This is a genomic window from Sphaerothrix gracilis Ecp01, assembly GCF_030405905.1.
Lineage (GTDB): Bacteria > Cyanobacteriota > Cyanobacteriia > Phormidesmidales > Phormidesmidaceae > Sphaerothrix > Sphaerothrix gracilis.
This window is the reverse complement of sequence record NZ_JASATW010000008.1, coordinates 169,911-194,098: the sequence shown is the minus strand read 5'-3', so window position 1 is coordinate 194,098 and position 24,188 is coordinate 169,911. Positions and strand designations below refer to the sequence as shown.

General features: G+C 53.9%; 21 protein-coding genes and 1 tRNA gene. 11 read left to right on the top strand and 11 right to left on the bottom strand.

What is annotated here, in order from left to right; genetic code table 11:
- Positions 1–45: 45 nt before the first annotated feature.
- Positions 46–1,284, bottom strand: coding sequence for a cation:proton antiporter (locus QJQ48_RS11110; RefSeq protein WP_346291299.1), 1,239 nt, complete (start codon positions 1,282–1,284; stop codon positions 46–48).
- A gap of 461 nt (positions 1,285–1,745) precedes the next feature.
- Between QJQ48_RS11110 and QJQ48_RS11105 the strand changes: the two genes are divergently transcribed.
- Together QJQ48_RS11105 and katG are read left to right on the top strand one after the other, a co-directional pair.
- Complete coding sequence (locus QJQ48_RS11105) at positions 1,746–2,306, top strand: peroxiredoxin (RefSeq protein ID WP_346291298.1); 561 nt, start codon at positions 1,746–1,748, stop codon at positions 2,304–2,306.
- Between the two features lie 104 nt (positions 2,307–2,410).
- On the top strand, positions 2,411–4,735 hold the full coding sequence (gene katG, locus QJQ48_RS11100; RefSeq protein WP_346291297.1) for a catalase/peroxidase HPI: 2,325 nt from the start codon (positions 2,411–2,413) through the stop codon (positions 4,733–4,735).
- Here katG and QJQ48_RS11095 read toward each other — a convergent pair.
- On the bottom strand, positions 4,732–4,899 hold the full coding sequence (locus QJQ48_RS11095; protein ID WP_346291296.1) for a hypothetical protein: 168 nt from the start codon (positions 4,897–4,899) through the stop codon (positions 4,732–4,734). The two genes, katG and QJQ48_RS11095, sit on opposite strands and share 4 nt — an antisense overlap.
- 83 nt (positions 4,900–4,982) lie before the next feature.
- Positions 4,983–5,056: transfer RNA gene (locus tag QJQ48_RS11090), tRNA-Pro, on the bottom strand.
- A 171-nt stretch (positions 5,057–5,227) separates the two neighbouring features.
- On the opposite strand from QJQ48_RS11090, the gene QJQ48_RS11085 reads away from it, so the two are divergent.
- Together QJQ48_RS11085 and QJQ48_RS11080 are read left to right on the top strand one after the other, a co-directional pair.
- Positions 5,228–5,746, top strand: coding sequence for a hypothetical protein (locus QJQ48_RS11085; protein WP_346291295.1), 519 nt, complete (start codon positions 5,228–5,230; stop codon positions 5,744–5,746).
- 163 nt (positions 5,747–5,909) lie between these two features.
- The gene (locus QJQ48_RS11080; RefSeq protein ID WP_346291294.1) at positions 5,910–7,388 is read left to right on the top strand and encodes a phosphoglucomutase/phosphomannomutase family protein; all 1,479 of its coding nucleotides are present in this window, start codon (positions 5,910–5,912) and stop codon (positions 7,386–7,388) included.
- On the opposite strand, the gene QJQ48_RS11075 is transcribed toward QJQ48_RS11080, so the two are convergent.
- The 4 genes from QJQ48_RS11075 to QJQ48_RS11060 all read right to left on the bottom strand — a co-directional run bounded on the left by QJQ48_RS11075 (position 7,380) and on the right by QJQ48_RS11060 (position 12,028).
- Positions 7,380–8,351 (bottom strand): NAD-dependent epimerase/dehydratase family protein, encoded by a 972-nt coding sequence (locus QJQ48_RS11075; RefSeq protein WP_346291293.1) that lies wholly within the window; start codon positions 8,349–8,351, stop codon positions 7,380–7,382. The two genes, QJQ48_RS11080 and QJQ48_RS11075, sit on opposite strands and share 9 nt — an antisense overlap.
- A complete protein-coding gene (locus tag QJQ48_RS11070; protein ID WP_346291292.1) occupies positions 8,348–9,484 on the bottom strand; it encodes a hypothetical protein in 1,137 nt (378 codons plus the stop codon). The genes QJQ48_RS11075 and QJQ48_RS11070 overlap by 4 nt, the downstream gene beginning before the upstream one ends.
- A gap of 123 nt (positions 9,485–9,607) precedes the next feature.
- Complete coding sequence (locus tag QJQ48_RS11065; RefSeq protein WP_346291291.1) at positions 9,608–10,894, bottom strand: aminotransferase class I/II-fold pyridoxal phosphate-dependent enzyme; 1,287 nt, start codon at positions 10,892–10,894, stop codon at positions 9,608–9,610.
- Between the two features lie 12 nt (positions 10,895–10,906).
- Positions 10,907–12,028 carry an aromatic ring-hydroxylating dioxygenase subunit alpha gene (locus QJQ48_RS11060; RefSeq protein ID WP_346291290.1) on the bottom strand — a complete coding sequence of 374 codons (1,122 nt, stop codon included), beginning with the start codon at positions 12,026–12,028 and terminating at the stop codon, positions 10,907–10,909.
- A 111-nt stretch (positions 12,029–12,139) separates the two neighbouring features.
- On the opposite strand from QJQ48_RS11060, the gene QJQ48_RS11055 reads away from it, so the two are divergent.
- The 4 genes from QJQ48_RS11055 (at position 12,140) to QJQ48_RS11040 (ending at position 14,977) form a co-directional block, all read left to right on the top strand.
- Complete coding sequence (locus QJQ48_RS11055; protein WP_346291289.1) at positions 12,140–12,283, top strand: hypothetical protein; 144 nt, start codon at positions 12,140–12,142, stop codon at positions 12,281–12,283.
- 104 nt (positions 12,284–12,387) lie between these two features.
- Complete coding sequence (locus tag QJQ48_RS11050) at positions 12,388–13,578, top strand: MFS transporter (RefSeq protein WP_346291288.1); 1,191 nt, start codon at positions 12,388–12,390, stop codon at positions 13,576–13,578.
- 9 nt (positions 13,579–13,587) lie between these two features.
- Complete coding sequence (locus tag QJQ48_RS11045; RefSeq protein ID WP_346291287.1) at positions 13,588–14,091, top strand: hypothetical protein; 504 nt, start codon at positions 13,588–13,590, stop codon at positions 14,089–14,091.
- Positions 14,084–14,977: a hypothetical protein gene (locus QJQ48_RS11040; protein ID WP_346291286.1), complete on the top strand. Its 894-nt coding sequence runs from the start codon at positions 14,084–14,086 to the stop codon at positions 14,975–14,977. Before QJQ48_RS11045 ends, QJQ48_RS11040 begins: the two co-directional genes overlap by 8 nt.
- Here the strand turns inward: QJQ48_RS11040 and gcvT are convergent.
- Positions 14,974–16,071 carry a glycine cleavage system aminomethyltransferase GcvT gene (gene gcvT / locus QJQ48_RS11035; protein ID WP_346291285.1) on the bottom strand — a complete coding sequence of 366 codons (1,098 nt, stop codon included), beginning with the start codon at positions 16,069–16,071 and terminating at the stop codon, positions 14,974–14,976. The genes QJQ48_RS11040 and gcvT overlap by 4 nt on opposite strands.
- 144 nt (positions 16,072–16,215) lie before the next feature.
- Between gcvT and QJQ48_RS11030 the strand changes: the two genes are divergently transcribed.
- A complete protein-coding gene (locus tag QJQ48_RS11030) occupies positions 16,216–16,626 on the top strand; it encodes a potassium channel family protein (RefSeq protein WP_346291284.1) in 411 nt (136 codons plus the stop codon).
- Between the two features lie 23 nt (positions 16,627–16,649).
- Positions 16,650–18,206: a TrkH family potassium uptake protein gene (locus QJQ48_RS11025; protein ID WP_346291283.1), complete on the top strand. Its 1,557-nt coding sequence runs from the start codon at positions 16,650–16,652 to the stop codon at positions 18,204–18,206.
- 12 nt (positions 18,207–18,218) lie between these two features.
- Here QJQ48_RS11025 and QJQ48_RS11020 read toward each other — a convergent pair whose 3' ends face one another.
- From QJQ48_RS11020 to QJQ48_RS11010, 3 genes are all read right to left on the bottom strand, one after another.
- Positions 18,219–19,292 carry an anthranilate phosphoribosyltransferase family protein gene (locus QJQ48_RS11020; protein WP_346291282.1) on the bottom strand — a complete coding sequence of 358 codons (1,074 nt, stop codon included), beginning with the start codon at positions 19,290–19,292 and terminating at the stop codon, positions 18,219–18,221.
- 26 nt (positions 19,293–19,318) lie between these two features.
- Positions 19,319–20,227: a LysR family transcriptional regulator gene (locus QJQ48_RS11015; RefSeq protein WP_346291281.1), complete on the bottom strand. Its 909-nt coding sequence runs from the start codon at positions 20,225–20,227 to the stop codon at positions 19,319–19,321.
- Positions 20,228–20,529: 302 nt separating this feature from the next.
- Positions 20,530–21,690, bottom strand: coding sequence for a HEAT repeat domain-containing protein (locus QJQ48_RS11010; RefSeq protein WP_346291280.1), 1,161 nt, complete (start codon positions 21,688–21,690; stop codon positions 20,530–20,532).
- Positions 21,691–22,497: 807 nt separating this feature from the next.
- On the opposite strand from QJQ48_RS11010, the gene QJQ48_RS11005 reads away from it, so the two are divergent.
- The gene (locus QJQ48_RS11005; RefSeq protein WP_346291279.1) at positions 22,498–24,081 is read left to right on the top strand and encodes a ferredoxin--nitrite reductase; all 1,584 of its coding nucleotides are present in this window, start codon (positions 22,498–22,500) and stop codon (positions 24,079–24,081) included.
- Positions 24,082–24,188 lie beyond the last annotated feature (107 nt).

Here is a 24,188-nt window from a genome sequence, read left to right as displayed (position 1 = left end):
TTGCTGATGCCTTGGATATCACCTAATCCAGGCACTGGCACCGGCCTAACTAGATTCAGAAACTGCCTGACCGGGACGACGATTCTTGTACCACTGCATCAGCGGTGTGGCACTGATACCATGCAGCACAATAGAAACAGTCACCACAATATAGATAATCCATGAAAGCCGCTCTGACACAGCGCTGCCAATGTCATGGCCCAGCGCATAGGTCAGGTAGTAGATTGAGCCAATACCGCGAATGCCAAACCAGCCCACCAGTCGCCGGGTTGCCTTGGGCAGGCGGCAGCCTAAAAAGCTGAGCCAGGCACCGATAGGCCGGACAAAGAACAGCAGGACTGCGGTAATAATCAATCCGTCGTAGCCGTAGCGTACTAGAGAAGAAAACTGCAGCAGCGACCCCAGCAGCAAGATGGTGGCGACCTCCAACAGCTTTTCAATCTGTTCGGTGAATTCAAGCTGGGCTAAACGCTTACCGGGGTCACAGTGGGCGTTGCGGCGAATGGTGATGCCGGCAACAAAGACAGCCAAGAAGCCATAGCCGTTAACCAGCTCCGTCAGCGAGTAAGTCAGCAAAATCGCGCTCAGCGCTAGCAAATCTTCCATCAGGTCATCTGCTGGGCGCTGCTGCTGTAGCTTGCCATCAATCCAGGCGATCGCCTTAGCTACGCCTATTCCCATCCCAATCCCCGCCGCGATCGCCCAAATTAGGTCAACTGCTACCCACTGGGTAAACCAGTCCTGCCAGTTGCCTTTCGTCAGCCAGTAAATGCCAAAATAAACAAACGGAAAGGCCAGGGAGTCGTTCAGCCCTCCTTCCGAGGTAAGGCCGAACCGCAGCTCATCGCCATCGTCAGGGTTTTCCATCTGCACCTCTGAGGCCAATACCGGATCGGTTGGGGCCAAGCAGGCTCCTAGTAAGATAGCTGCCCCCCAGTCCAGCTTCAGCAGCCAGTGACTGGCAAACGCGATCGCCACGATTGACAGCGGCATTAAAAAGCCAATCAGCCGTGCTGTTGACTGCCAGGCCCAGGGTTTCAGGGGGCGATTCATCTTCAGACCACAGCCGAAGACCGAGACAATGACGACAAACTCGGTGAGGCGCTCTATGAGTTCAGCATCGGGCCGCAGGGCAATCCAGCCCGTTCCCTGTGGCCCCAAAGCAATACCGACCACCAGGTAAAGAATGGCGTAGGAAAAGGGCAGGCGAGCAATCCAGCCGGATCCCAGCGTCACCACCAGCAAAAGCAGCCCTAGAATTAGCAAAAGTGAGATATAAGTCACGTAGTAAAGCCGCTTTTGTAGAAAAAAATTGAACGTCTTTCAGTCTAGAAAGCAAGTGCGGCTGCTTCCATCGTCTAAAAGCTAGATTGCGCTGCCAAAACGCTTACCGCTGGCTGCAAATCTGCGATCGCCCTTAAACTCTCTCTTGCAGACAAGTCATCGCTATCTCCACTCAGCCACCTTACTTTGTAGAGATATTAAGTGTTGCAAAGCAATTTCATTTTTGAGGCTCAAAGGCGGGCTTGATTGATTAAACTTGCGATACACAAACTCGTGATGAGTATGACTTGATGGAGATGCTGGTTTCTTCAGCTTAATGGCACTGGCTATCTCTTGGCTTTGCCGAGGCAACTCGCCAGGGATGAGAGCAAGCTACTGCTGTTCCGAGGGTAATGTCTTTACTCATCAATCTCGTAGTTAGGAGTCTAACTGATGCTGAATGCGAGTAAGGAGATGGGCAAATGCTCTTAAATCATGAGGGCCAACGTGTTCCTCAGGTCATTTTTCGGATGTTTGCAGCAGGAGATTGGTACCAGCTTTCCACAGCAGATCTCTTTGAAGATAGAACCGTGGTGGTGTTTGCGGTGCCAGGAGCCTTTACCTGCCCGTATTCTCCGATTCAACTATTAGGCTACAACGAGTATGCCGAGGTGTTTCGCGCGAACGGCGTTGATGAAATTCTTTGCATTTCGGTCAACGATCCGTTTTCCCTAGCGACCTGGGCGCAAGCAGAAGGAGCCGATCAGGTGCGCTTTATCCCTGATGTGAACGGAGACTTTACCCGCGCGATGGGGATGCTGATGAACCTCTCGGAGCGGGGCATGGGATACCGCTCTTGGCGCTATTCCATGCTTGTGAAAGACGGAGTTATTGAAAAAATGTTTGTGGAACCCGATGGCTTTGAGGCCATGCCCGTGGTTTCCAATGCCGAGACTTTGTTGAACTATCTCAATCCAGCGGCGCAGAAACCTGAGCAAACGGCTGTGCTGATGCAAGTGTGGCGAACAATGCTTTCTGTCTGAGAAAAAGCAGGGCAGAGACACCATAGATACACTCAAACCATAGTAGGAAACAAGTTATGACGAATAGCCAAATGAGATGTCCGTTCCCAATGAGCGGGAAACTGATGGAAATCTGGCGAGCAGTGACATCTATTCTGGGATCAAGTCGCGGAGACAATACTGAAGACAACGTGCTGCAGTCCACGACAGCCAATGCAGCCAGCGGTGTCAGTTCAGCCAATGGTGCGACTAGCGGCTGCCCCTTCGTCGGCAGTCCTCAAGCTTTCGCTGCCGGTGGAGGCACGATAAACAGAGACTGGTGGCCGAACCAGTTGAACCTGAACATTCTCCATCAGCATTCTCCCAAAGCCGATCCGATGGGCAAGGCGTTTAACTATGCTGAGGCGTTCAAAACCCTTGACATAGCCGCCTTGCGGGCTGACATCTTTGAACTGATGACCACCTCCCAGGATTGGTGGCCCGCCGACTATGGGCACTACGGCCCCCTATTCATTCGGATGGCGTGGCACAGCGCTGGTACCTATCGCATCGGTGACGGTCGCGGCGGTGCTGGCTCAGGCAGTCAGCGGTTTGCTCCCCTCAATAGCTGGCCCGACAATGCCAACTTGGACAAGGCTCGCATGTTGCTGTGGCCGATCAAACAGAAATACGGTCAGAAAATCTCCTGGGCCGACCTGATGGTCTTCGCCGGTAACTGTGCGCTAGAGTCTATGGGCTTCAAAACATTGGGCTTTGCTGGAGGCCGCGAAGATATTTGGGAGCCGGAGTTAGACATCTACTGGGGTTCTGAAACCACTTGGCACGGGGAGGCAGACTATAGTGATAAGCGCTACAGCGGCGATCGCGTGCTAGAAAATCCCCTGGCTGCTGTGCGCATGGGCCTAATCTACGTGAATCCAGAAGGGCCAAATGGCGAGCCAGATCCCCTGGGTTCAGGCCGCGACATTCGGGAGACTTTTGGCCGGATGGCGATGAACGACGAAGAAACTGTCGCTCTCACGGCTGGTGGGCACACCTTCGGTAAGTGTCATGGGGCAGGGGATGCGGCGCATGTAGGTCCTGAGCCTGAAGGCGCAACCATTGTAGATCAGGGCCTCGGCTGGAAGAGTACTTTCAATACGGGCGTCGGCGTCGATGCCATCACTAGCGGTATTGAAGGGGCCTGGACGCCCACACCGACCCAGTGGGATAACAGCTACCTTGAAACCCTGTTCAAATATGACTGGGAGCGGATCAAGAGTCCTGCGGGCGCGTGGCAGTGGAAGCCCAAGGGTGATGCTGGTGCCGGGACGGTGCCTGATGCCCACGATCCGTCGAAACGACATGCCCCGATGATGACCACGGCGGACATGTCGATGAAAATAGATCCGATCTACGAGCCGATTGCGCGGCGCTACCGCGATAATCCAGATGAATTCGCTGAGGCATTTGCTAAAGCCTGGTTCAAGCTGACCCACCGCGATATGGGGCCCAAATCGCGCTATCTCGGCCCGGAGGTGCCAGCAGAAGACTTCCTGTGGCAAGACCCCATCCCTGCCGCCAGTCATGAACTGATCAACGAGTCGGACATTGCCGCTCTCAAGAGCAAGATTCTGGCGTCGGGTCTGTCTGTTTCTCAGCTCGTCTCAACCGCCTGGGCGTCAGCCGTGACCTACCGCGATTCTGACAAGCGGGGCGGGGCCAATGGCGCCCGGATTCGGTTGGCACCGCAGAAAGATTGGGAGGTTAACCAACCAGAGCAGTTGGCTAAAGTGCTGCAAATCCTAGAGGGTATCCAAACCGAGTTCAACAACTCGCAGTCCGGTGGGAAGCAGGTTTCCCTAGCTGACCTGATTGTGCTGGCTGGCTGCGCTGGGGTTGAGCAAGCGGCTAAAAATGCGGGTCATCACGTTACTGTTCCCTTCGCGCCGGGACGCACGGACGCGTCACCGGAGCAAACGGATGCAGAGTCCTTCGCCTACCTCGAACCCAAAGTCGATGGATTCCGTAACTACGATCAAGGTGATCACACCATATCGACGGAGGAAATGCTAGTAGACCGGGCCCAGTTGCTGACCCTATCGGCACCTGAAATGACGGTGCTTGTCGGTGGCCTGCGCGTCTTAGGGGCGAACTACGGCGATTCTAAGCATGGTGTCTTTACTGATCGCCCGGAGACGTTGACGAATGACTTCTTCGTGAATCTGCTCGACTTCGGTACCACCTGGAAGGCGGTTTCGGATGAGGAACAAGCATTTGAGGGGCGCGATCGCAAAACGGGCGAACTTAAGTGGACCGGTAGCCGCGTTGATCTAATCTTCGGCTCTAACTCTCAGCTCCGCGCCCTGGCAGAAGTCTATGGCTGTGGAGATTCCCAAGAGAAGTTCGTGCATGACTTTGTGGCGGCATGGGACAAGGTGATGAACCTCGATCGCTTTGATCTTGCTTAATTGCAGTGAAATAGAGGGCGGGCAGTTGTCCGCCCTCCCAAACCGCCTGCACTATCTTTGTGATACAGGTCTACTCTGATGCGGGCGGAACTGACGAGTAGATAGTCTTGCCGGGCTGGGTTGCGGCGGTGCTGCGTTAGCGATCGCACACGCCAGCTTCGCAACACAAATCTGTTATTGACGACATCAAAACAGTGATGACGACACGAATCTGTCATGGATGACAGATCAAGTGCTATTCAACAAATCGGGATGACAGGATTCGAACCTGCGGCCCCTTCGTCCCGAACGAAGTGCGCTACCAAGCTGCGCTACATCCCGTAATACCCGATCAATCTATCACATATTGACGGGCACTGTGCAGAATCAGACAGTGGCGATCGCCTGCAGGCCGAGACAATTTGATTAGTGACACAGGCAGGTCAGTATCTATGCGTAAAGCAGCCGATCCTTTCTGTAGGAGTCATCGTCACCAATCAGGGAACCACTGCCGTGTATAGTCAAACTATTCCTAAATCAGCTTTTAGCCCTCAGTTTCAGTATCCGCTCTCTCACCAGTCTCAGTCAGCTACTTTTTGCTATCAGCCCTATCGGCTACAGCCTGATTTTAAGCAGCTACAGCAGTTTCAGCCAGTAGGCGATCGCTGGCAAAAGTTGGGGCTTGTTTTTGAAGGGGCGATCGCCCTGTATCCCTCTAATCCTCGATATTATGACCAGACCGCTCCCCTGGTAATCATGCCGCTGGAAGAACAGGGCAATATTAGCATTCAGCTCCATCGGCCTTTCTCTCAAATCAAGGTTCGGGTACGCAGCCTAGGCGAAGTTTCTCTGACGGCGTTAGATAGCTGCGGCCACTGTATTGCCCACGGCTATACGCGCGAGTTGTCCCAGACCTCCCCGTCGTCGCCAACAATAGGGTCTGCGTGGCTCAGCGTCACAGCGTCTCAGATGGCTAGCCTAGTTTTAAGTGCTAGGGCACCTTTTGTAGTTGAAGCGGTGCGACTGGCCTAGCTTTTTGACTATGCTTTTTGACTATTGAGGCTTGAGGTCAAGCTCAATAAAGGGGCGAGCAAAATGAATTCTTTATGGATTTGAGCGTGAAACCTAGTAGGGATTACAAGCAACTCGCTAAACTCGTGAAAGCGGTTTAGGTTTTCCCACTAAAGGTATTTTTATGGCGGTCGCTCTCTCTCCCACCTCGTTTATTGGCAAGCCCATTCAGTTTGGTACGGATGGCTGGCGCGGCATGATGGCGGCAGACTTTACGTTTGAGCGGGTGGTGCAGGTAGCGCAGGTGGCGGCTCAGGTACTGCAGCAGCGCTATGGTGAGATGACCGGCAGCAACACGGTAATTGTGGGTCACGATCGCCGCTTTCTCTCCCCTGAGTTTGCCCGCGCCGCGGCTGAGGCAATCGCTCGTACCGGCTTTGACGTCATGCTGAGTGATACCTACGCGCCTACCCCCGCCTTTAGCTGGGCGGCTAAGGCCGAGAAGGCGCTAGGCGCGATCGTAATTACCGCTAGCCATAACCCAGCCATTTATTCTGGCCTAAAGATTAAAGGCGCTTTTGGCGGTTCTGTCCCCCCCGAAGTGACCAAAGAAGTAGAAGCTCAGCTCCAGACTGACATTGCTCCAGCAGCAACACCCGGTCGGCTATCAACCTTCGATCCGTGGCCTAGCTACTGCCAAGGGCTGCAGGCCAAGGTGAATCTAGAGCCGATTCGAGCCGCGATCGCCAGCGGCAAGCTGACGGTGTTTGCCGATGTCATGCATGGAGCCGCCGCAACCGGACTAGAGCGACTGCTGGAAATGCCGATTGATGAGCTCAATGGGGCTGCCGATCCGCTATTTGGCGGCGGTTCCCCGGAGCCTCTACCTAAATATTTGGCGAAAACCTTGGAAACGATCAAAGCCTATCAGCCCCAAGTTGACGGTGGGTTGACGGTAGGGCTGGTCTTTGATGGGGACAGCGATCGGATTGCGGCTGTAGACGGTCACGGCAACTTTCTAAGCTCGCAAATTTTAATTCCGGTTTTGATTGATCATCTGGCAACTCGTCAGGGCTTGAAAGGCGAGGTGATTAAAACCATTAGCGGCTCTAACCTGATTCCCGCTGTTGCCAATATGCACGGCCTGTCGCTGCATGAAACGGCGATTGGCTACAAGTACATTGCCGATCGGATGCAGTCTCATCATGCTCTCATCGGCGGCGAAGAGTCGGGCGGTGTGGGCTACGGTCATCATATTCCTGAGCGGGATGCGCTGATGTCGGCGCTTTACGTGCTGGAGGCAGTCGTCATGTCTGGCCTCGACCTGAGTGACTATTACAGTCAGCTACAGCAGGCCACAGGCTACCAGTCTGAATACGACCGGATTGACCTCCCCCTAGCCAGCATGGAAGTGCGATCGCGGCTGCTGGACGAGCTGAAAACCAATTTGCCTCAAACCGTAGCCGGTAAAGCGGTTAAAGACTGTCTGACCATTGACGGCTATAAGTTTACCCTGGAAGACGGGAGCTGGCTGCTGGTGCGCTTTAGCGGCACGGAACCGGTGCTGCGGCTCTACTCGGAAGCCAGCAGTTTAGAAGACGTCCATCGCCGTCTGAGCTGGGCCAAAGACTGGGCCGAAGCTGTGAGCAACGCCTCAAACTAAGTACTCGGAAACAGCCAGCTCTTGCAAAATTTCTGAGACGGCTCGTGGCTGCCAGCCCAGTTCTCGCTGAGCCTTGCTGGCGTCAATCCGCACACAGCGATCGTAGATATAGTGAACCCGCTCGCGGCTGAGGGGCGGGTTCCAGTTGAGTAATCGTCCTACCGGATCGAGCAAGTTGCCGAGCAGCCTAACCAGCGTGGCGGGCGGTTCAGCCGGGGGAGCAATGCCTGTCTGCTGGCTCAAAATTTGAAACATCTCGCGGGTGGAGAGTTCTCCGGCAGAGATGATGTAGTGGGCTCCGGCGGGCGCTTTTTCAGCCGCAAGCAGCAGCGCGGCTACCAAATCATCGACATGGACAACGCCGGTAATGCGATCGCCTCCCGGCCACAGCTTCAGCCGTCGCTGGCGGAAAAGCTGAATCACCGGGCCAAAATGGGGGTCATCGGGGCCGAGGATACCGGCGGGCATGAGGCTAACCGTGTGTAGTCCCTCAGTTGCGGCCTGATCGACAAGCTGCTGGGCCTGGTATTTGGTGCGATCGTAGGCGGAGGAAAAATCAGCCTGGGTGCGCTGGAAAGTCTCATTGACCACTTGGTCCTGGGTGTCACCGTAAATGCCGATGGTGCTGCAGTAAATGACTTTAGGCTGAGGATTAGCCGCCGCTGCCGCTGCTAAAACCGTACGGGTTCCTTCCACGTTAACCCGCTGCATCCGAGCGGCATCCACCAGCCCTAGATCTACATAGGCGGCAATGTGAAACACCACGTCAACGCCCTGCATTGCTTCTTCCAAAGCGGGGCGATCGCCAATGTCACCGTAAACCAGCTTAATATCGGTATCGGCTAGCCGCGCAAGATCGCTGGTTTGGCGGACAAAGCCAATCACTTCATCACCGCGATCGCGCAGGGCTTTAACCAAGTGCGATCCGGTAAAGCCATTGGCCCCGGTAACTAAAGCTTTCATAGCGCTTTTTCGTAAATGCGATAGGTCTTGGTAATGTGGGCCCCCGAAGCCTCAATAATCTTGCGCGAGGGTAGATTATCTTCAAACACCCAGGACAGTTCTGCCTGCTTGTAAGGCTTTTGCTTTTTAGTGCCGCCTTTCATCCCCAGATAGACCAGCGCCAGCGGCACCATCTTACGGCGATACTCCGGCAGGGCGCAGATGGCAATCACCCGGCCCCGGTCAATTTGGCGGCGATACCAGAGAAACTTGAGAATCCCCAGCCAGTTGAGCCGACCGTTGACCTGCTTTAGGGGAATGTTGTAGTCCGGTAACCCCATAAAAAAGCCAATCATTTGGCCCTGATCTTCTGCAATAACAAAGACATCTGGATCGACAAGCTGCTGTAGCTCTTTGGCCTCTGCCATAAACTCCGCCTCAGTTCGGGCCGAAGAACTCCAGTTGTGGGCAAAGGCGGTCGTGAAAAGCTGATAAAGGCTGCGGCAGTCCTGCTCGAAGGCTTCACCCTTGGTGTGAATGGGCCGAAAAGTAATGCCCGCTTTCTGGGCAATCTGGCAGGCGCGCTCAAACTGGCTAGGCAATGTGTGAGCTAAGGGCAAGTCATAGGCGTAGGCGTCTTTGGCTTTGTGCCAGCCCGCCCGCTGCATAAACTCATCGTAGTAGGGCGGATTGTAGGGCATCATCACCATCGGCGGCGTGTCAAATCCATCGACTAAAAAGAAGCAGTTATTGTGGGTGGACAGATCGATGGGGCCCCGGGCGAGGGGAATGTCGCGATCGCGCAGCCATTGACAAGCCTGTTCTAGCAGCGCTTCAGCGATCGCAAACTCTTCTATACATTCAAAAAAGCCGAACAGACCCACAGGCTGCTCTTCTCGCTCAATCAGCCGCTGATTGATAGCCGCCACAATTCGGCCTACGGGCTGAGCGTTAGAAATGGCGACAAACTGCTGTAGCTCGCCGTAGTCAAAGAACGGATTGCCGGGCTGAAACTGTTTGGCAATACTGGATTTGAGCGGCTGCACCCAGTTTGGATCGCCCTGATAAACGCGATCGGGTACCGCGAGAAAGGCGGCCTGCTCGTCAGGGGTGGTAACAGGTTTAATTTCAAACTGGGTTTTAACTGCGGTCATAACAGATCACCGGGCAGCATCACCGTCATTGTCGCGGAAAAGGCGTAGAGTGGGCAATGCCCACCCTACAATCTGCACCGCGTAATTAACCAGAGAGTGGGCAATGCCCACCCTACACCGCAATTAGGCTGTGTACTGCACCACCGAGCCGCACAGCTTTTCACGGACGGCCATCATCGCCTCGACGAGCTGATCCATCTCCGCCTGAGTATGGAGGGCATTGGCGGTAATGCGCAGACGCGGCTTGGCGATAAACCAAATCGGTGAAACCCAGAGGCCGAACTCTTCCATCAGACAGCGGGCAAAGGGCTTGGGCTTGAGTTCGGGGGGCAAGATCACCGGAATGACGTTGGTTTCACCAATTGCCTCAAATCCGGCGTCAACCAGGCGCGATCGCAGATAGCGGGTATTAGACTGCAGCGTTGCTACCAGTTCCGGATGTTGGCGAACTTGGCGAATGCTTTCTAGGGCGGCGGCTGTGACCGGCGGCGGCAGCGAAATCGTGCCAATTGAGGTGGGAGAAACATCCAGCAGGTCGATCAGTTCCCGGTTGGGAGCGCTGATGGCAGCCCCGGCCGACCCGGCAAACTTCGAGAAGGTCGTCATGATTAAGGGCACAATGCCGCGATCGATTACCGATTGGGGCGAAATGCCAAAGTGATCGTAGATTCCTTCGCCTTTGGGACCAATGGCACCGCTGGCATGGGCTTCATCCATAACCACCACGCTGCCGGGATGACTTTCTAAAATGTCAAGCATCTGAGGCAGAGGCACCACGTCCCCGTCCATCGAGAACACAGCGTCCGAGATGACCATAACGCGATCGCCCGGACGCGCATAGCGCCGTACTTTTCGAGCGAGATCGTCCATATCGCAGTGCCGATAAGCCTTCACCCGCACGTTGGGACTGTGGCTAAACATCTTGCCAGAGCGATTGCTAGCGTTGACCACGGCTGAAATAATACAGCCATGATTGAGTACGTCAGTGAAGATGACGGTTTCTCGCGTATGCTCAAAGCCAGGGACGGGCACCGCCAAATGGCAAAAACCATCCATCAGCGCCTGCAGCGCCATCCAGGCATTGAGAAATAAATGGGTATGGGGTAGATGCTTAAAGGCGGAAATTTCTTGCTCTAGCTGTCGATGCAGATCAATCCGACCGCTGAGAACCGAGCAAGAGCTATTGGAAGTACCGTATTGAAGAATCGACTCAATTGCGGCCTGCTTCACAGGTTCAGCCTGAGCCAGTCCCAACACATCATTTGTGCAAAAAGTTAAGACCTTGTGATGCTTGCCAGTCGTCTGTTCTTCAATCTCGACCAGGTTACCCTGCTTTTGATGGCAGATAAACTTGTCGGGATAGAGGCCACTGGCATAAAGATGCTGCATGTAGTCATTAACGACGTCCACAATCTATTCCTCTCACCTACACTTAGAATCCTGAACTAATTCGAAATCACGGTCGCTTGCAATCTCAGTTGGTGGGTTCAATGACCGATCTGATTGTTGCATGAACTTTTCGTACTGGCCGATAATCACTCGCTGCAGGGCAATAATGGCAGGATTAACTTCCACATAGCTGCGCTGGGGATTGGCCGTATAGTTGCGCTGCTCACTTTCCATCATCTCAACATCTTGATGGAGAAATTTGAGAAAGATTTGATGCAGCACCGCTTTTTCTAGCAGATTGCCAAGCTTACCCTGACGTAGCCAGCGAGGAATTGGCAGCTTCAGAAACAGCATGGAAAAAGAGCGCGTCAGCGTCGGGCCTACAGGTAGCCGCATCAAGTACAGCGAGGAAACTCCCTCTAAAGAGCTGTGATAGTGCGGATACTGATAGTGAATTGAGACAGTGCGAGTCGTCACCCCACTGCCCGTGCCCAGTCCCATCAGCTTGGTCAATACACCCTGGTAGGACACCTGATAGTCCGCATAGACATCGGCCTCGGTTTGCTTCAGCTTCAGCAAAACTGGATCAAACCAGCCCTGCAGTTCTTTGTGCAAAAAGCCGTGAAACACATCCATTGTGTTTTCGTTGCAGATGGAAAAATGAGCCTGGAACTCGCCTGGAATTCGCACCATAAACCATTCTTTGGCATCGTACTCAGGCACTGCAGGCGGCTGATGCAAACTGGCTAAATCCGGATCGCCGGGAAAGAGCCAAAGAATGCCATACTTTTCTTGAGTGGGATAACTGCGAGCCTGAGCGCAGGGTAGCTTTTGATCCGCTGGAAAGTAGGGAATTTGAACACATTTTCCAGCGCTATCAAATTCCCAGCCGTGGTAGGGACAGGTGAGATGAGAGCCATGAACTTCGCCTTTGTGCAGTTCGACCCCCTTGTGAGGGCAGGCATCCTCTAAGGCATGAACTTGCCCAGAAGCATCGCGATAAATCGCAATTTTTTGCTGCCAAATAGTGACAGGCATAACTTCGCCGGGTTTGAGCTGTTCGGCCCAGCCAGCGGGATACCAGTAGTTGGGATTGATGCTAGTTTCGCGAACACGCCGGTAAATAGATTGGCCTTTGAGAACAGCTAGTTCCATAGATAAGGGCAAGACTGTAACGTAAAGATAAATTTTACGAAATAAAGCTTAATTATTTCTGAGTAGCCCTTAGCATACCGTGAATTCCACAGGCTGTCTGCCTAGAAGAAGATGCAATTTGGCTGGAAGCGGCGGGCAAATACCGATACTGCGCCAATTGAAAATGATCGGCCCAGCCGTGAATGGTTAGACGCGATCGCCGACCCATTTTCTCCCCAAAGCTGGAACTTTGTCAGCGGCAGATCGCTCAGTTAAGCTTAGCCACCGCTGCGGCAAATCCTGGATTTAACAAATATTAACCTTTCGGGCTATAGTTTCAGAATGCCCTGTCCCCCTATTTCGGAGCCGTTTTTTCTATCTTGGCCGTTTGTGATTCTCCCCGACCCCAAAGCGATCGCCTAATTCAGTCTCGGCATCAGCTACTGGTAATGCTCGTGCTTTTGCTGGCTGGCTGCTTGTCCAGCGCTACTGGCTCGATGGTTGCGCCGGTTTTCCCCGAAATTATTGAGCAGTTGCAGATCGATCCGGGCTGGGCCGGTTTGCTGGTGAGTACCCACACTCTGACGACGGCCTTGGCCAGTCCGGCGCTGGGACTTATGGCGAACCGTCTGGGGGTACTGCCTATTTTGCTGCCGTCGCTAGTAGCCTATGCCGTTTTTGGCGCTGCCGGGGCGATCGCGCCGGGCTTTAGCACCTTGCTGCTCTGCCGGGCTTTGGTAGGCGTTGCTAGCGGCGGCATTGCGGCAGGCAGTATTGGCCTGCTGAGCAATATGTATAGCGGGGAGGCGCGATCGCGCGTCATGGGCTATGCCACCAGCGCTCTTGCTAGCGCCACGGTGATTTTTCCCATTTTGGGGGGCTGGCTGGGACTGTATCACTGGCGCTGGGCCTTTGGGCTTTATGGGCTGGGGCTGCCAGCGGCGATCGCGGCGGTCGCGCTCTTAACCCGCAATCAGCGGCAGGGGCAGGCGGTGGATTTGAAGCAGGCTGAAGGTATACGGCAGGTGCTACGGCAGCGCAAAATTTGGCTGCTGTTTATGTCACTGGCCGCAGTTTCAGCGGTTTTCTACGTGGTGGTGGTATATGCTCCGCTCTACCTCAAGGCTGCCATTGGGGCCAGTTCGCTGCTGAATGGAATTGTGCTGGCGGCCCGCTCTATCGGGGCGGCTGTGCTGTCAGCCGTAGGCGCAAATCGCTTAGCTAAGCTGATTGGTCTGTCAGCGACGATTGCTGTGGGCTTTTTGTGCATGGCTCTGTCTTTGGCCGCTATCCCCAATCTGATCAATCCGTCGCTAATTTTGCTGACGGCCCTGCTGTTCGGGGTCGGTTTTGGCCTGGTAATGCCTAATTTTTACAGCGGTTTGGCCAGCCTGTCGCCCGATAGTCAGCGATCGGGGGTCTTGGCGCTGGGCACCGGCTTTGCTTCTTTGGGCCAGTTTGTTTCACCCCTAGTGTTTGGGCCAGTTTGGAAATTTGCCGGAGAAAGCGTATTCTATGCGGCAGCAGGTGTAGCGGTTATTATAGGCATTCTAAGCTGGCAGCGACGATAGACAAAAGCCATGTTTCAGGAAGCTTCAATGCGGCTACTGCAGCGCTGGGCCGTGCCAGGGTTGCTGGTGGTCATTGCCCTGCGGCAAATTTTTTTAGCGCATACGGTGGGTCTCAGTGCTTGGCATGGGGGCGGCTTTGGGATGTTTGCCTCCGTGGATCGCGATGAGCGGCGGCTGCTACAGGTGCAGGCAACCACCTGCCAGGGGCAGCTAATTCGCATCGATCTGCGGCCCCCCAGTACGCTGCTGAGTCAGGCAGAACTGCTACACACTACGACAGTACCCAAGGTAATTCTGCTGGAGTCACTAGCCCAGCGAATTTTAGCGGCCGACTTGCAGCCCAGCGATCGCCCCCTGGTATATACCGCTCAGGTAGCCCAGCCTGCCAGTCAACCCACAACCTGTTTAGAGCAGGTCGCGGTGCAGGTTTGGCGGCCCTATCATCGCCGTCATTTGGGTCAGGTTTGGTATGAGCCGATATCGCCCGTTGTTGAGGTGTCAGCCCATGATTAACAGTTTGGGGCGGCGCTGGCGGCAGGCGATCGCCAATCTGCTCAACCAGCCCCGATACCGGCTGATCCTAAGACTGACGCTGGTAATTGTGGCGCTGCAGAGCATTGATCATATTTACCTAGAGCGACTGCCTGAGAAATTGCTGGCGGTGACTATGCTGTTTTTGCCGGGGCTGCTGGTCAGTCGCACAGCCTGGTGTGGCCTAGCTGCGCTGATGGTTTGGAACAATGTCTATTTTTGGTCATTGCTGGTCAACCACGAATATTTAATTACTTACTGGGTTTTAGTCTGCGCGATCGCGGCCTTCAGCCAGTTCACCCTCAATATTTTTGCCTGGAATGCCCGTCTGCTGATCGGGCTGTGCTTTCTGTTTGCTACTTTGTGGAAGTTTATTGGCGGTGAGTACTTAGACGGCTCCTTTTTGCATCTCACCTTTTTAGTCGATCCGCGCTTGGCGATGGGCGCCACCTGGCTGGGGGGGGTCGCTGCTGACACTTTGCAGGATAATTACAACCTGCTGCTGGATATCCAAGCGACTGGCCTCACCGAACCGACCACGCTCAACACCAGTCCCCTGATGTCAGCCATGAGCATTGTGCTATCCTACTGGACAATTTTGATTGAGGGCCTTGTGGCGATCGCCTTTCTGTCTCCCTGGCCCCGCTGGCTGTTCCAGCACCGGGATGAATGCCTGCTGTTTTTTGTGATCAGCACCTATGCCATTATTCCAGTTTTCAGCTTTGCCGCTATTTTGCTGCTGATGGGATTGGCTCAGTGTTCTCGCAGCCAGCGCTTCAAGCCGGCCCTCTATCTCAACCTATTCCTGCTGATACCGCTGTGGCTACCCCTGCCCCAGGCCATCTTTTTCCTGTTGCGGCTGGCCTAAGCGCGGCGGTAGAAAGGTCGCTTCACCACCTGAGCCGGATAGGCTTTGCCGCGAATTTCTACCGAGAGCGACTGTCCCACCTTGCCCAAGGCGGCAGGGACATAGGCTAAAGCGATGGGGTAGCCCAGGGTGGGTGAGAGCGTGCCGCTGGTTACCCGGCCCACAGTCTCACCCTGATGCAGCACCGGGTAGTCGTGTCGAGCAATATTACGACCTTCCAGCTGCAAGCCAACCAGTCGCCGCTGAACCCCTGCGGCTTGCTGCTGCTCAAGCACTGAGCGGCCTACAAAATTGCCTTTGCGATCGAGATGTACCAGCCACTTAAGTCCTGCTTCTAGCGGCGTAGTGGTTTCGTCAATATCTTGGCCGTAAAGCGCCATTGCCGCCTCCAGACGCAGGGTATCTCTAGCGCCCAGACCGCAGGGCACTCCCCCCAGTTCTCGCAGCGATCGCCAAAGCGCTACCCCGGTTTCTGGAGCCACCATTACCTCAAAGCCGTCTTCTCCTGTATAGCCGGTGCGGGCTAAAAAGGCAGGCTGTCCCAACACTGTGCCCTCAGTGTGACAGTAGCGGCCAACAGCGGCTAGATCTTCTGCTGTCAGCTTTTGTAGCTGGGCAGTGGCGGCGGGTCCCTGCACCGCAATCAGCGCCAAATCAAGGGATTGATCAATCAGCTTGGCCTGAGTGGAGTCAAGCTGCTCCAGCAGCCAAGCCTTATCTTTTGGGGTTGTGGCCGCATTGACAATTGTGACAACTCGCTGCCAGCCCTGAGAGTCTAAGCCCTGATAGTAAACAATCAGGTCGTCAATAATGCCACCGTCAGGATTGAGCAAAACCGTATACTGAGCTTTTCCAGGCTGGAGCTGACTGAGATCGGAGGGGACTAGCCGCTGGAGTTGGCCGAGGACATCCGGGCCTTGCAGCCTAAATTTGCCCATATGCGAGATGTCAAACAGGCCCGTCCCCTGTCGTACAGCTTCGTGTTCTTGTTTAATGCCGCTGTACTGCACCGGCATTTCCCAACCGGAGAAGTCAGTAAAGCGCGCTTTACTTTCTAAGGCTAAGGCGTATAGCGGTGTCCGCGATAGGGTCATGGGGTTCAATGATAAGGGCCTTTCATATCCTGCCAGCAATCCTTCAAAAGCGCAGCTACTGATAATTTATATCGTTTGGCTATTGCTCCGCTGCTTGATAGCTTTCTATGATGCCTCTGGGTTTATATAAACAGGTAGTTATCGTTGTACGTTCTAGTCATTGGCGCTACTCCAGAAGGCGCTAGTTTGATTGACATTTTGATTGAAAGAGGGCATCAGGTTGCCCTGATTGAGGCCAATGAGGAGCGGGCTCGCCAAGTGCTCAAGCAGCACGATGTAGATGTGTTTCAGGCCAGCATTTCTGATGGCAATATCTTGGATGAAGCTAGAGCCGGTGCCGCCGATGTCATCGTCGCTGCTACAGAGGATGATTCCGCCAATCTGATGGCCATGTTTTTGGGCAAAGAGTACGGCATTGAGGCTTTGATTAGCGTCATCAATGAACCTAAGCATCAGCCCATGTTCGAGCGGCTCGGCGTAATTGTGTTGGCTAACCCAGCTTCCATCATTGCTCGTCAGCTTTACCACCTGATTGAAAAATCTGAAGCAGACTAGCGAGTCTGACGGGTCTGCCTTCTTTGTCAAACCGAAAATTTCAGCTCTTTGAAGCGACTGAGATGTTGCCCATTAATCCTTATTTCAAGACAGTTCTGCGCGATCTGGGCTTGCTGATTCACATTCCTGCTGTGATGGCTTTGGTGACGGTGCCAATTGCTCTACTCGCGGGTGAAGATTATGCGGTGATGCCGTTTGTCTTGACGGCGATCGCAGCGCTGATTGTCGGTCAGGGCCTGTTTCGCCTGTTTCGGCAGGCCAGTGCATCCCATTTACGGCAGGCCTTGATGACGGTGGCGCTAAGCTGGGGCATGATCCCTCTTTTTGGAGCGCTGCCGTTTTTGCTGATTGCTAATCATATTGCCGGCGATCCAGCGGCTCTGCCCACTATTACTTATTTTCGAGATCCCCTAAATGCTCTGTTTGAGAGCATGTCCGGCTTTACCAGTGCGGGACTGACCATGACTCTGCGGGAAGAAGCCTTACCCCACAGTCTGCAGTGGTGGCGCTCTTTTATGCAGTGGATCGGCGGTGTGGGCGTGATTGTCCTTGTGCTTTCTGTTTTAGAACCTTCAACTAATGCTGAGAGCCTATATTTTGCCGAAGGTCGCAGCCGCCGGATTGGGATCACGCTGCAGCAGACAGTGCGCCATATTTGGTGGATTTATCTGATTTATACGATAGGCGGCATATTTTTGCTGCGTATTGTCGGTATGTCTTGGTGGGCCGCTTTGAATCACAGCATGACGGCAATCTCGACCGGCGGTTTTAGCATTACCAACAACAGCATGGCGGCCTATGGGCCTGGAATTCAGCTAGCTGTGATTGTTCTGATGATCTTAGGGGCGATTAGTTTCGCCAACCATTTTCAGTTTTTGCAGCAGCGGCGGCTTCATGCCCTTTGGCGAGACAATCAGCATCGAGCGCTGTGGATCCTGTTGGGGTTGGGATTTGGCTGGCTGCTGCTAGAAGTTTACTGGTACAGCGGCCAGTGGCAGTGGATCAACTCGGCTTTTCAATGGGTTTCGGCTCTGACCACCTGCGGCTTTGCCAGCTTGAACGTGCAGCAGTGGAGTGCTCCGGCTAAGCTGCTGCTAAGTTTGGGCATGATTTTTGGCGGCGCTTCGGGATCGACGGTGGGGGGGATCAAGCTCAACCGGGTGGTCTATCTTGGCAAAGCAGTTATCTGGCGGTTTGAGCGCACTGGTTTGCGGCCCCATCAGCTCATGCGCTACCGGCTAAATGGTAGAGTTGTCACCTCAACAGAAGCCAATCGTCAGATCGAGTCGGCGGCTGTGTTAGCAGCCCTCTGGCTTAGCCTAATTGCGCTGGGGACTTTTATTCTGCTGCACATTGTAGGCACCGAATACACGCTGTCTGACGTGATTTTTGAGGTATCTTCAGCTCTGGGTAGCGCTGGCCTGACGACAGGGATTAGCGGGCCTAACCTTGCTTGGGCAGGGAAGGTGACGCTAACGCTGCTGATGTGGATGGGGCGACTAGAAATTATTCCGGTGATTTTGCTGCTGTCGATGCCGCTGCGGCACTTGAGCAAGATGCGATCGCCCCTATCGCGCTAAGGAAGCGCCAAGCTAAGCTTGGCGCTTCCTTAGCGCCAAGCTTAGCTTGGCGATCGCCTGCTGAACTTCTACCAGTTTTTGGCGAACTTGCCCTGACTGGATCAGTTTCTCTGCTAAAGCAAATCCCTCTTCTAGGGCCGCACAGACGCCACAGCGACAGAGATAAAACCCACCGTTCCAGATAGCTGACTGGGCTACCTCGCTGGGCTGGCCGTCAATTACGCTCTGCAGCAGGGCGATCGCATCAGCGTCGTTGTCTAGCTCTGGGTCTTCGGTGCTAAAGCCATAGTCGCGGCAGCTCAGGAGTAAGCGATCGAAGCTGCCATCGGACTGCCCTAGCCCCACAATCGCTGTCCGGCTACGGGCTAAGTCACAACTGCCCTCCAATCCCTTCACCGTGGTGAAAAGAGGGGTTTGCCGCAAGGCAAAGGTTTTCAGGGTACGTTCCTCGGTGGGAGGATGGACGAAACCGCTGACCAGATGGGTGGGCCCCGCATAGGGCGACCACATAATTTCAATCGTGGCAAAGGGGGGACGCTTGCCGATTTGATCGCGGTAGGGCACCATTGCCTGGGCTTGCGGAAAATGGCGCGGCAGGTAGACAAAGCTCAGGTGAGTTGTGGCTAAGAGCTGCCGCGCCTGCTCTAGGGTGAGCGATCGCCAGTCAAGCCCCAACCCCCGCCAGACTTCGATCAGAGGCAGACCGTACTTGGTAGGCATCCGATCGCCGCCGTGCAGTACCACAGGCGCTGCCGCCGCCGCCAAAATTAGGGCTGTTAGGGGGCCGATGGGCAACGTGCGCGATCGCCCGTCGTAGGGAGCGCTGAAGACCGTCACCGGATAGGCAGACTCAACGGCTGACAGCTTAGGGCCAAGCTGATCGTAACTGTCTAACATTCCAGCCAGTTCTTCTGGGGTCGGTCGCTTGATCCGATGAGCAATCATAAACGCGCCCAGTTGAGCTGGCGTAGCTTCCTGCTGCAGCATCATGCGCGTAGCGGTGGCGGCTTCACTACGGGTCAAATCTTTAGCGGTATGGCTACCACTACCTACTTTCTTTAATAGCGATCGAAATGCCTGACTCATAGCTGAAAACGAGGAGAAAAAATTTGCTAGGCCACCGCTAGATTGGGGGCTTTACCCTGCTGCACCAGCTCACAGAAATGCTGGATGGGGGGGATTTTCAGCCGATCTTCAGTCGTGACTAAAACCACTTTGCGAGTTAGACAAGGGGCTTCTGTGGAGCGGATTGCTAGAGTTGTATCCCGCCGACTCTCAGCTAGAGCAGACTGAGGCAAAAGGGCAATCAGTTCTCCCTGTCGCACTACGCCGCGAAAGGCATCTAGCGTGTTGAGTTCCAGGGCTGACTTAAGTTCGGTTCCATAGCGCTGAAACTGGCTTTGGACCAGACGCTGCATACCATAGCCATCTTTAAATGTGACCTGGGCGTAGCGAACCAGCGCTGACCAAGGCACCTGCGTATACTGGCTCAGAGGATGCTGAGCGGCCATCAGCACCTCGACTGGCTCCTCATAAAGCGGCGTCACCACCATTTCGGCGCTGGTCGTGAGGAGTGGGTTATCCATCACGACAGCCACATCCACCAGCCCGTCGCGCAGCACCTTCAGCGAGCGATCGCTGCCCAGAGCCGTAATCCGGAGCTGCACCTCTGGATAGCGTTTAGCAAACTGACCCAAAATAGCAGGCAAAAAGTGAGAGCAGACTGAGTGGATGGCTGCCACGCACAGCTCTGGCTGTTTGCCTAGCATTAAATCCTTTAGCTCTTGAGTCACCTGCCGCCACTCTTGACAAATGCGACGAGCGCGAGGCAGCAAAAATTCTCCGGCTACTGTCGGCTTCACCTGAGCCGTACGATGCAGCAAGGATACCCCCAGCTCTGCTTCTAAAGCCTGAATTTGACGACTAATCGTAGATTGAGTAACGCCGCAGCGACGCGCTGCCGCCTGAAAGCTGCCCGTCTCGGCAATGACCAAGTAAGCCTGTAGCTGCTCTAAGCGCATGATACTGAAACTGCATAAGAAGTGAGGAAAACAGCATCAGCCAAGATGAAAAAACGAGTCAATTTGCCAATCAAGTTAAAAATGCATTTGTACTGAACGACTACTCTCAGATGGGCTAACCCCCAAAATCCCTTTGCCGATACGCAAAAGGTTTAGCGGCTGCCACGCTAAATTTCACGCTCCACATTAACGAACTTCTGCCCGCCAGTTCGTAAGATTCGCTACAGGAGTCAGCTAACTATAGTGGCCCGATGCTGGCAAAGTGCGGTTCAACTCTCGGTCTTGAATCAGCTTCGTAGCGGCTACCACTCCTCTAGTGCGGACTGAATCCCGTGTTTGAGGTCAAGAGGCAGATCGGGTTGCTGCTGCATCTGCTGCATTTGCCGCAGGGCGGCTGCGGCTCCTAGCTGTTTGAGGGCCGCGATCGCGTGGAGATAAATCCGCTTTTGGGGCTGAGCGAGCTGTTGAATCAGCGCCGATATGGCTCTCAAGTCACCTAGACGCGCTAGGGTCATAATCAAAGCCTGCTGGCTGGCCTCGGTTAGCTGAGGCTGGCTGAGCCAAACCATCAGGACATCTACAACCTCAGTCTTTAGCGCCGTCTCTTTGACATTGGCTAAGGCCCGTAGAATTTCTGGCTGCACCGTCGCTGAAGCGGTGCCGAAGGCTGCAATTAGGTTGGCTACGGTCCTCTCAGAGGATATCCAGCCCAAAGCTTTGACAATCTCTGTCTGGAGCGGCTCTGGGGTATGGGGCCGACTTAGCACTTGATAAAGTGCTTCCCCTGCCGCAGGGGTGCCCAGCCGTCCGAGGGCGATCGCAGCCTGAGTACAAACAGCCGGATTCAAGTCCCACAGCCGGGCCTGTAGCTGCTCAACTAGGTTGAAAGACTCAGCTAAGTCTTTGCGGCGGCCCAGCGTTGCGATCGCTTCTAGACGGACGCTGGCTACGGGATCGGTGAGTGCTTTGACTAAAACTGGCGGAATCCGGCGATCGCGAAAGCTGCCCAGAGCCTCAATGGCCTGGGAACGGATGAGGCCGTCTCTATCCTCAACCACCGTCAGCAGCGGCTTAATCGTGGCAGCAGTCCGAATGCGGGCCAAGGCGCAGACAGCCGCCGAACGATGCGCTTCCTCAGCTAGCAAATTAGCTAAGACACTGACCGCACTCGCGCCAATTTGGGCTAAAGCGGCTGTCGCCATTTCCCTGAGAGCCTCATCCTCACTGGTAGCCAGAAGCTGGGCCAGCGCCATCACAACCGGCGGCTGGTCAAATTCTCCCAGGATACGCACCGCAAACCAGCGGATTTCCCAATCGACAGACTGATCGTGCATCAGGTCGATGAGGGCCGGAACCGCTTCTAAGCCCAGCTCGCGTAGCTGCTTAGCAATTTCCCAACGACTTTGAAAATCGCCTGCTTTTAATTCAGCAATTGCTGCGATTACCGATCCTGAAGGCGCCAATTGTTCAGACTGAGCAAATGAGGGAGACAAAAGTTTCAAACCTCTTCAGAATATACAAGTTTTTGCCAAGCAGACAAACCAAGGCGGCAACAACTATCTAGACAGACTACCCTCAGCTTGACATCGAGCAGATCTATATAGATCTGCATTGATCTGTTATCTAACTGTTTTTTGATCAGCTAAAGAAGCCGAGTCAAAGACCAACGTTTTTGGACTTTAGATCTATTAGCTATTTTTAGGAAAAAATCGTTATTTAGCAAGGAGTCTTCAGTAAGACAATGCGGAGCGATAGGCGATGCCATGCGTAATATGCACTTTTGCGGTGGCTGTCGTTAAAAATATCAGGCTGCTCTAGCCTATATGTTAATAGCGCATTTTAGCGATGCGATTTTTTCAAAACGCCTGAAAAAATGTGCTCAAGCATACAAAAAAACCGTTTTACCTTGGTTAATCTTATTTCTCAATTGGGAACAAACGCTAGGGCCTAAACCTTGCGAGCAGCTTATTTTAATTCTGTCTATCAGATATAAAAATCTCCTTGATCAAGTCAATCTGAGTTTTGCATCTGAATAGTGAATGAAATGACCTTCTTGTTCTGTCACAGAGGTGTTTAGTGTTTGTTGTTACTGTTTTTGACTGGCTATTCCGATAGTTGTTGGGGCAAAGCTAATGTCAAATCTTTATCGCTAAGGATGCTGTTAGCTTTCTCAAGGGCCTGCTTAATCCCTTTTCTAAAATCCAAGTTTTGTAGAGGCAGATTGTTATTTGTTCAGTTGCCTTTTACTGCAGCCATTGTTAGGTGAAGTCGTGGTTGATACAGCCGTTAACACAGCCAAAAAAGACGTTAAGTTGAACAAGTTTGAAAAGTTCAAAGCCGCTAAGGATGGTCTCGATGTCAAGGACGAGCTAGAGCATTTTGCCGAGATCGGTTGGGAAGCTGTAGATGAAACAGACTTGACCCAGCGGTTGAAATGGCTAGGCGTGTTCTTCCGTCCGGTTACGCCCGGCAAGTTTATGTTGCGGATGCGGATGCCCCACGGTGTTCTCTCTAGCTACAAACTGCGGGTGCTGGCCGAGATTGTGGAGCGCTATGGTGATGAAGGTAGCGCCGATGTGACAACCCGGCAAAATATTCAGCTACGAGGTGTCCGCTTAGAGGACGTACCTGCTATCTTTCAACAGCTCCGCGATGCCGGGATGACTTCGGTGCAGTCCGGCATGGACAATGTCCGCAACATCACAGGTTCTCCAGTTTCTGGCATCGATGCCGATGAGCTGATTGACACCCAGGGCCTGGTGATGAAGGTTCAGGACATGATCACGGGCAACGGCAGCGGTAACTATGCTTTTACCAACCTGCCGCGTAAGTTCAATATTGCGATTGAAGGCGGGCGAGACAATTCTATTCACGCTGAGATCAATGATATTGCTTTCGTCCCTGCCTACCGAGAGGGGGTTTTAGGATTCAATGTCCTGGTAGGGGGCTTCTTCTCAGCTAAGCGCTGCGAAGCCGCCATCCCTCTCAAGGCTTGGGTGCCGCCCAATGACGATGTGGTAGAGCTTTGCCGCGCTATTCTACTGGTCTACCGCGATCACGGGCTGCGGGCTAACCGCCAAAAGTCGCGGCTGATGTGGCTGATTGACGAGTGGGGTTTAGACAAGTTTCGGGCTGAGGTAGAGCAAGTTTTCGGCAAGCCCCTGCTGTCAGAGGCACCTAAAGACGAAATGGATTGGGATAAGCGCGATCACATTGGCGTTTATGCTCAAAAGCAGTCGGGCCTAAACTATGTGGGTTTACATGTGCCTGTGGGTCGCCTCCAGGCTGAAGACATGTTTGATTTAGCCCGTTTGGCAGAGGTTTACGGCAACGGTGAACTGCGGCTCACGGTTGAGCAAAACGTCATTATTCCCAATATTCCAGATTCGCGGGTAGAAACCTTTTTGCAAGAGCCGCTGCTGAAGAAGTTTTCTATTGCTCCAGCCCCGCTGACGCGATCGCTGGTGTCCTGTACTGGCTCTCGCTTCTGTAACTTTGCCCTGGTTGAGACTAAGCAGCGGGCCTTGGGCCTGGCTCAGCTCTTAGATGCTGAGCTAACGCTTAACCAGCCCGTGCGCATTCACTGGACAGGCTGCCCCAATTCCTGCGGCCAGCCCCAGGTAGCCGACATTGGCTTTATGGGTACGAAGACCCGCAAAGATGGCAAGACGGTAGAAGCCGTTGACATCTATATGGGGGGCAAAGTGGGCAAAGATGCTCATCTGGGCGATCGCGTGCGGCAAGCCGTCCCTTGCGATGAACTCAAGGACGTGCTGAAAGAGCTGTTGGTTGAGCAGTTCAATGCCGAGCCGCAAGATGGCTCGACGGCCAACGGCAGTATGGCCCATCACTAAACAGACTTCGTCGGGGCAGTCAAGCGCTGGCTGCCTCAGACATGAAGCTCAGCAGTGCTGAGAAATCCCGTTTGATCTGCTGAAATCTCTTGGTAGGCGTTCCGCCA

Coding starts and splice junctions, on each gene's coding strand:
- katG (WP_346291297.1), top strand. CDS start 2,411: ATGGAAATCTGGCGAGCAGTGACATCTATTCTGGGATCAAGTCGCGGA.
- QJQ48_RS11055 (WP_346291289.1), top strand. CDS start 12,140: ATGCAATTTGGCTGGAAGCGGCGGGCAAATACCGATACTGCGCCAATT.
- QJQ48_RS11075 (WP_346291293.1), bottom strand. CDS start 8,351: ATGAAAGCTTTAGTTACCGGGGCCAATGGCTTTACCGGATCGCACTTG.
- QJQ48_RS11080 (WP_346291294.1), top strand. CDS start 5,910: ATGGCGGTCGCTCTCTCTCCCACCTCGTTTATTGGCAAGCCCATTCAG.
- QJQ48_RS11060 (WP_346291290.1), bottom strand. CDS start 12,028: ATGGAACTAGCTGTTCTCAAAGGCCAATCTATTTACCGGCGTGTTCGC.
- QJQ48_RS11040 (WP_346291286.1), top strand. CDS start 14,084: ATGATTAACAGTTTGGGGCGGCGCTGGCGGCAGGCGATCGCCAATCTG.
- QJQ48_RS11020 (WP_346291282.1), bottom strand. CDS start 19,292: ATGAGTCAGGCATTTCGATCGCTATTAAAGAAAGTAGGTAGTGGTAGC.
- QJQ48_RS11045 (WP_346291287.1), top strand. CDS start 13,588: ATGTTTCAGGAAGCTTCAATGCGGCTACTGCAGCGCTGGGCCGTGCCA.
- QJQ48_RS11015 (WP_346291281.1), bottom strand. CDS start 20,227: ATGCGCTTAGAGCAGCTACAGGCTTACTTGGTCATTGCCGAGACGGGC.
- QJQ48_RS11070 (WP_346291292.1), bottom strand. CDS start 9,484: ATGACCGCAGTTAAAACCCAGTTTGAAATTAAACCTGTTACCACCCCT.
- QJQ48_RS11105 (WP_346291298.1), top strand. CDS start 1,746: ATGCTCTTAAATCATGAGGGCCAACGTGTTCCTCAGGTCATTTTTCGG.
- gcvT (WP_346291285.1), bottom strand. CDS start 16,071: ATGACCCTATCGCGGACACCGCTATACGCCTTAGCCTTAGAAAGTAAA.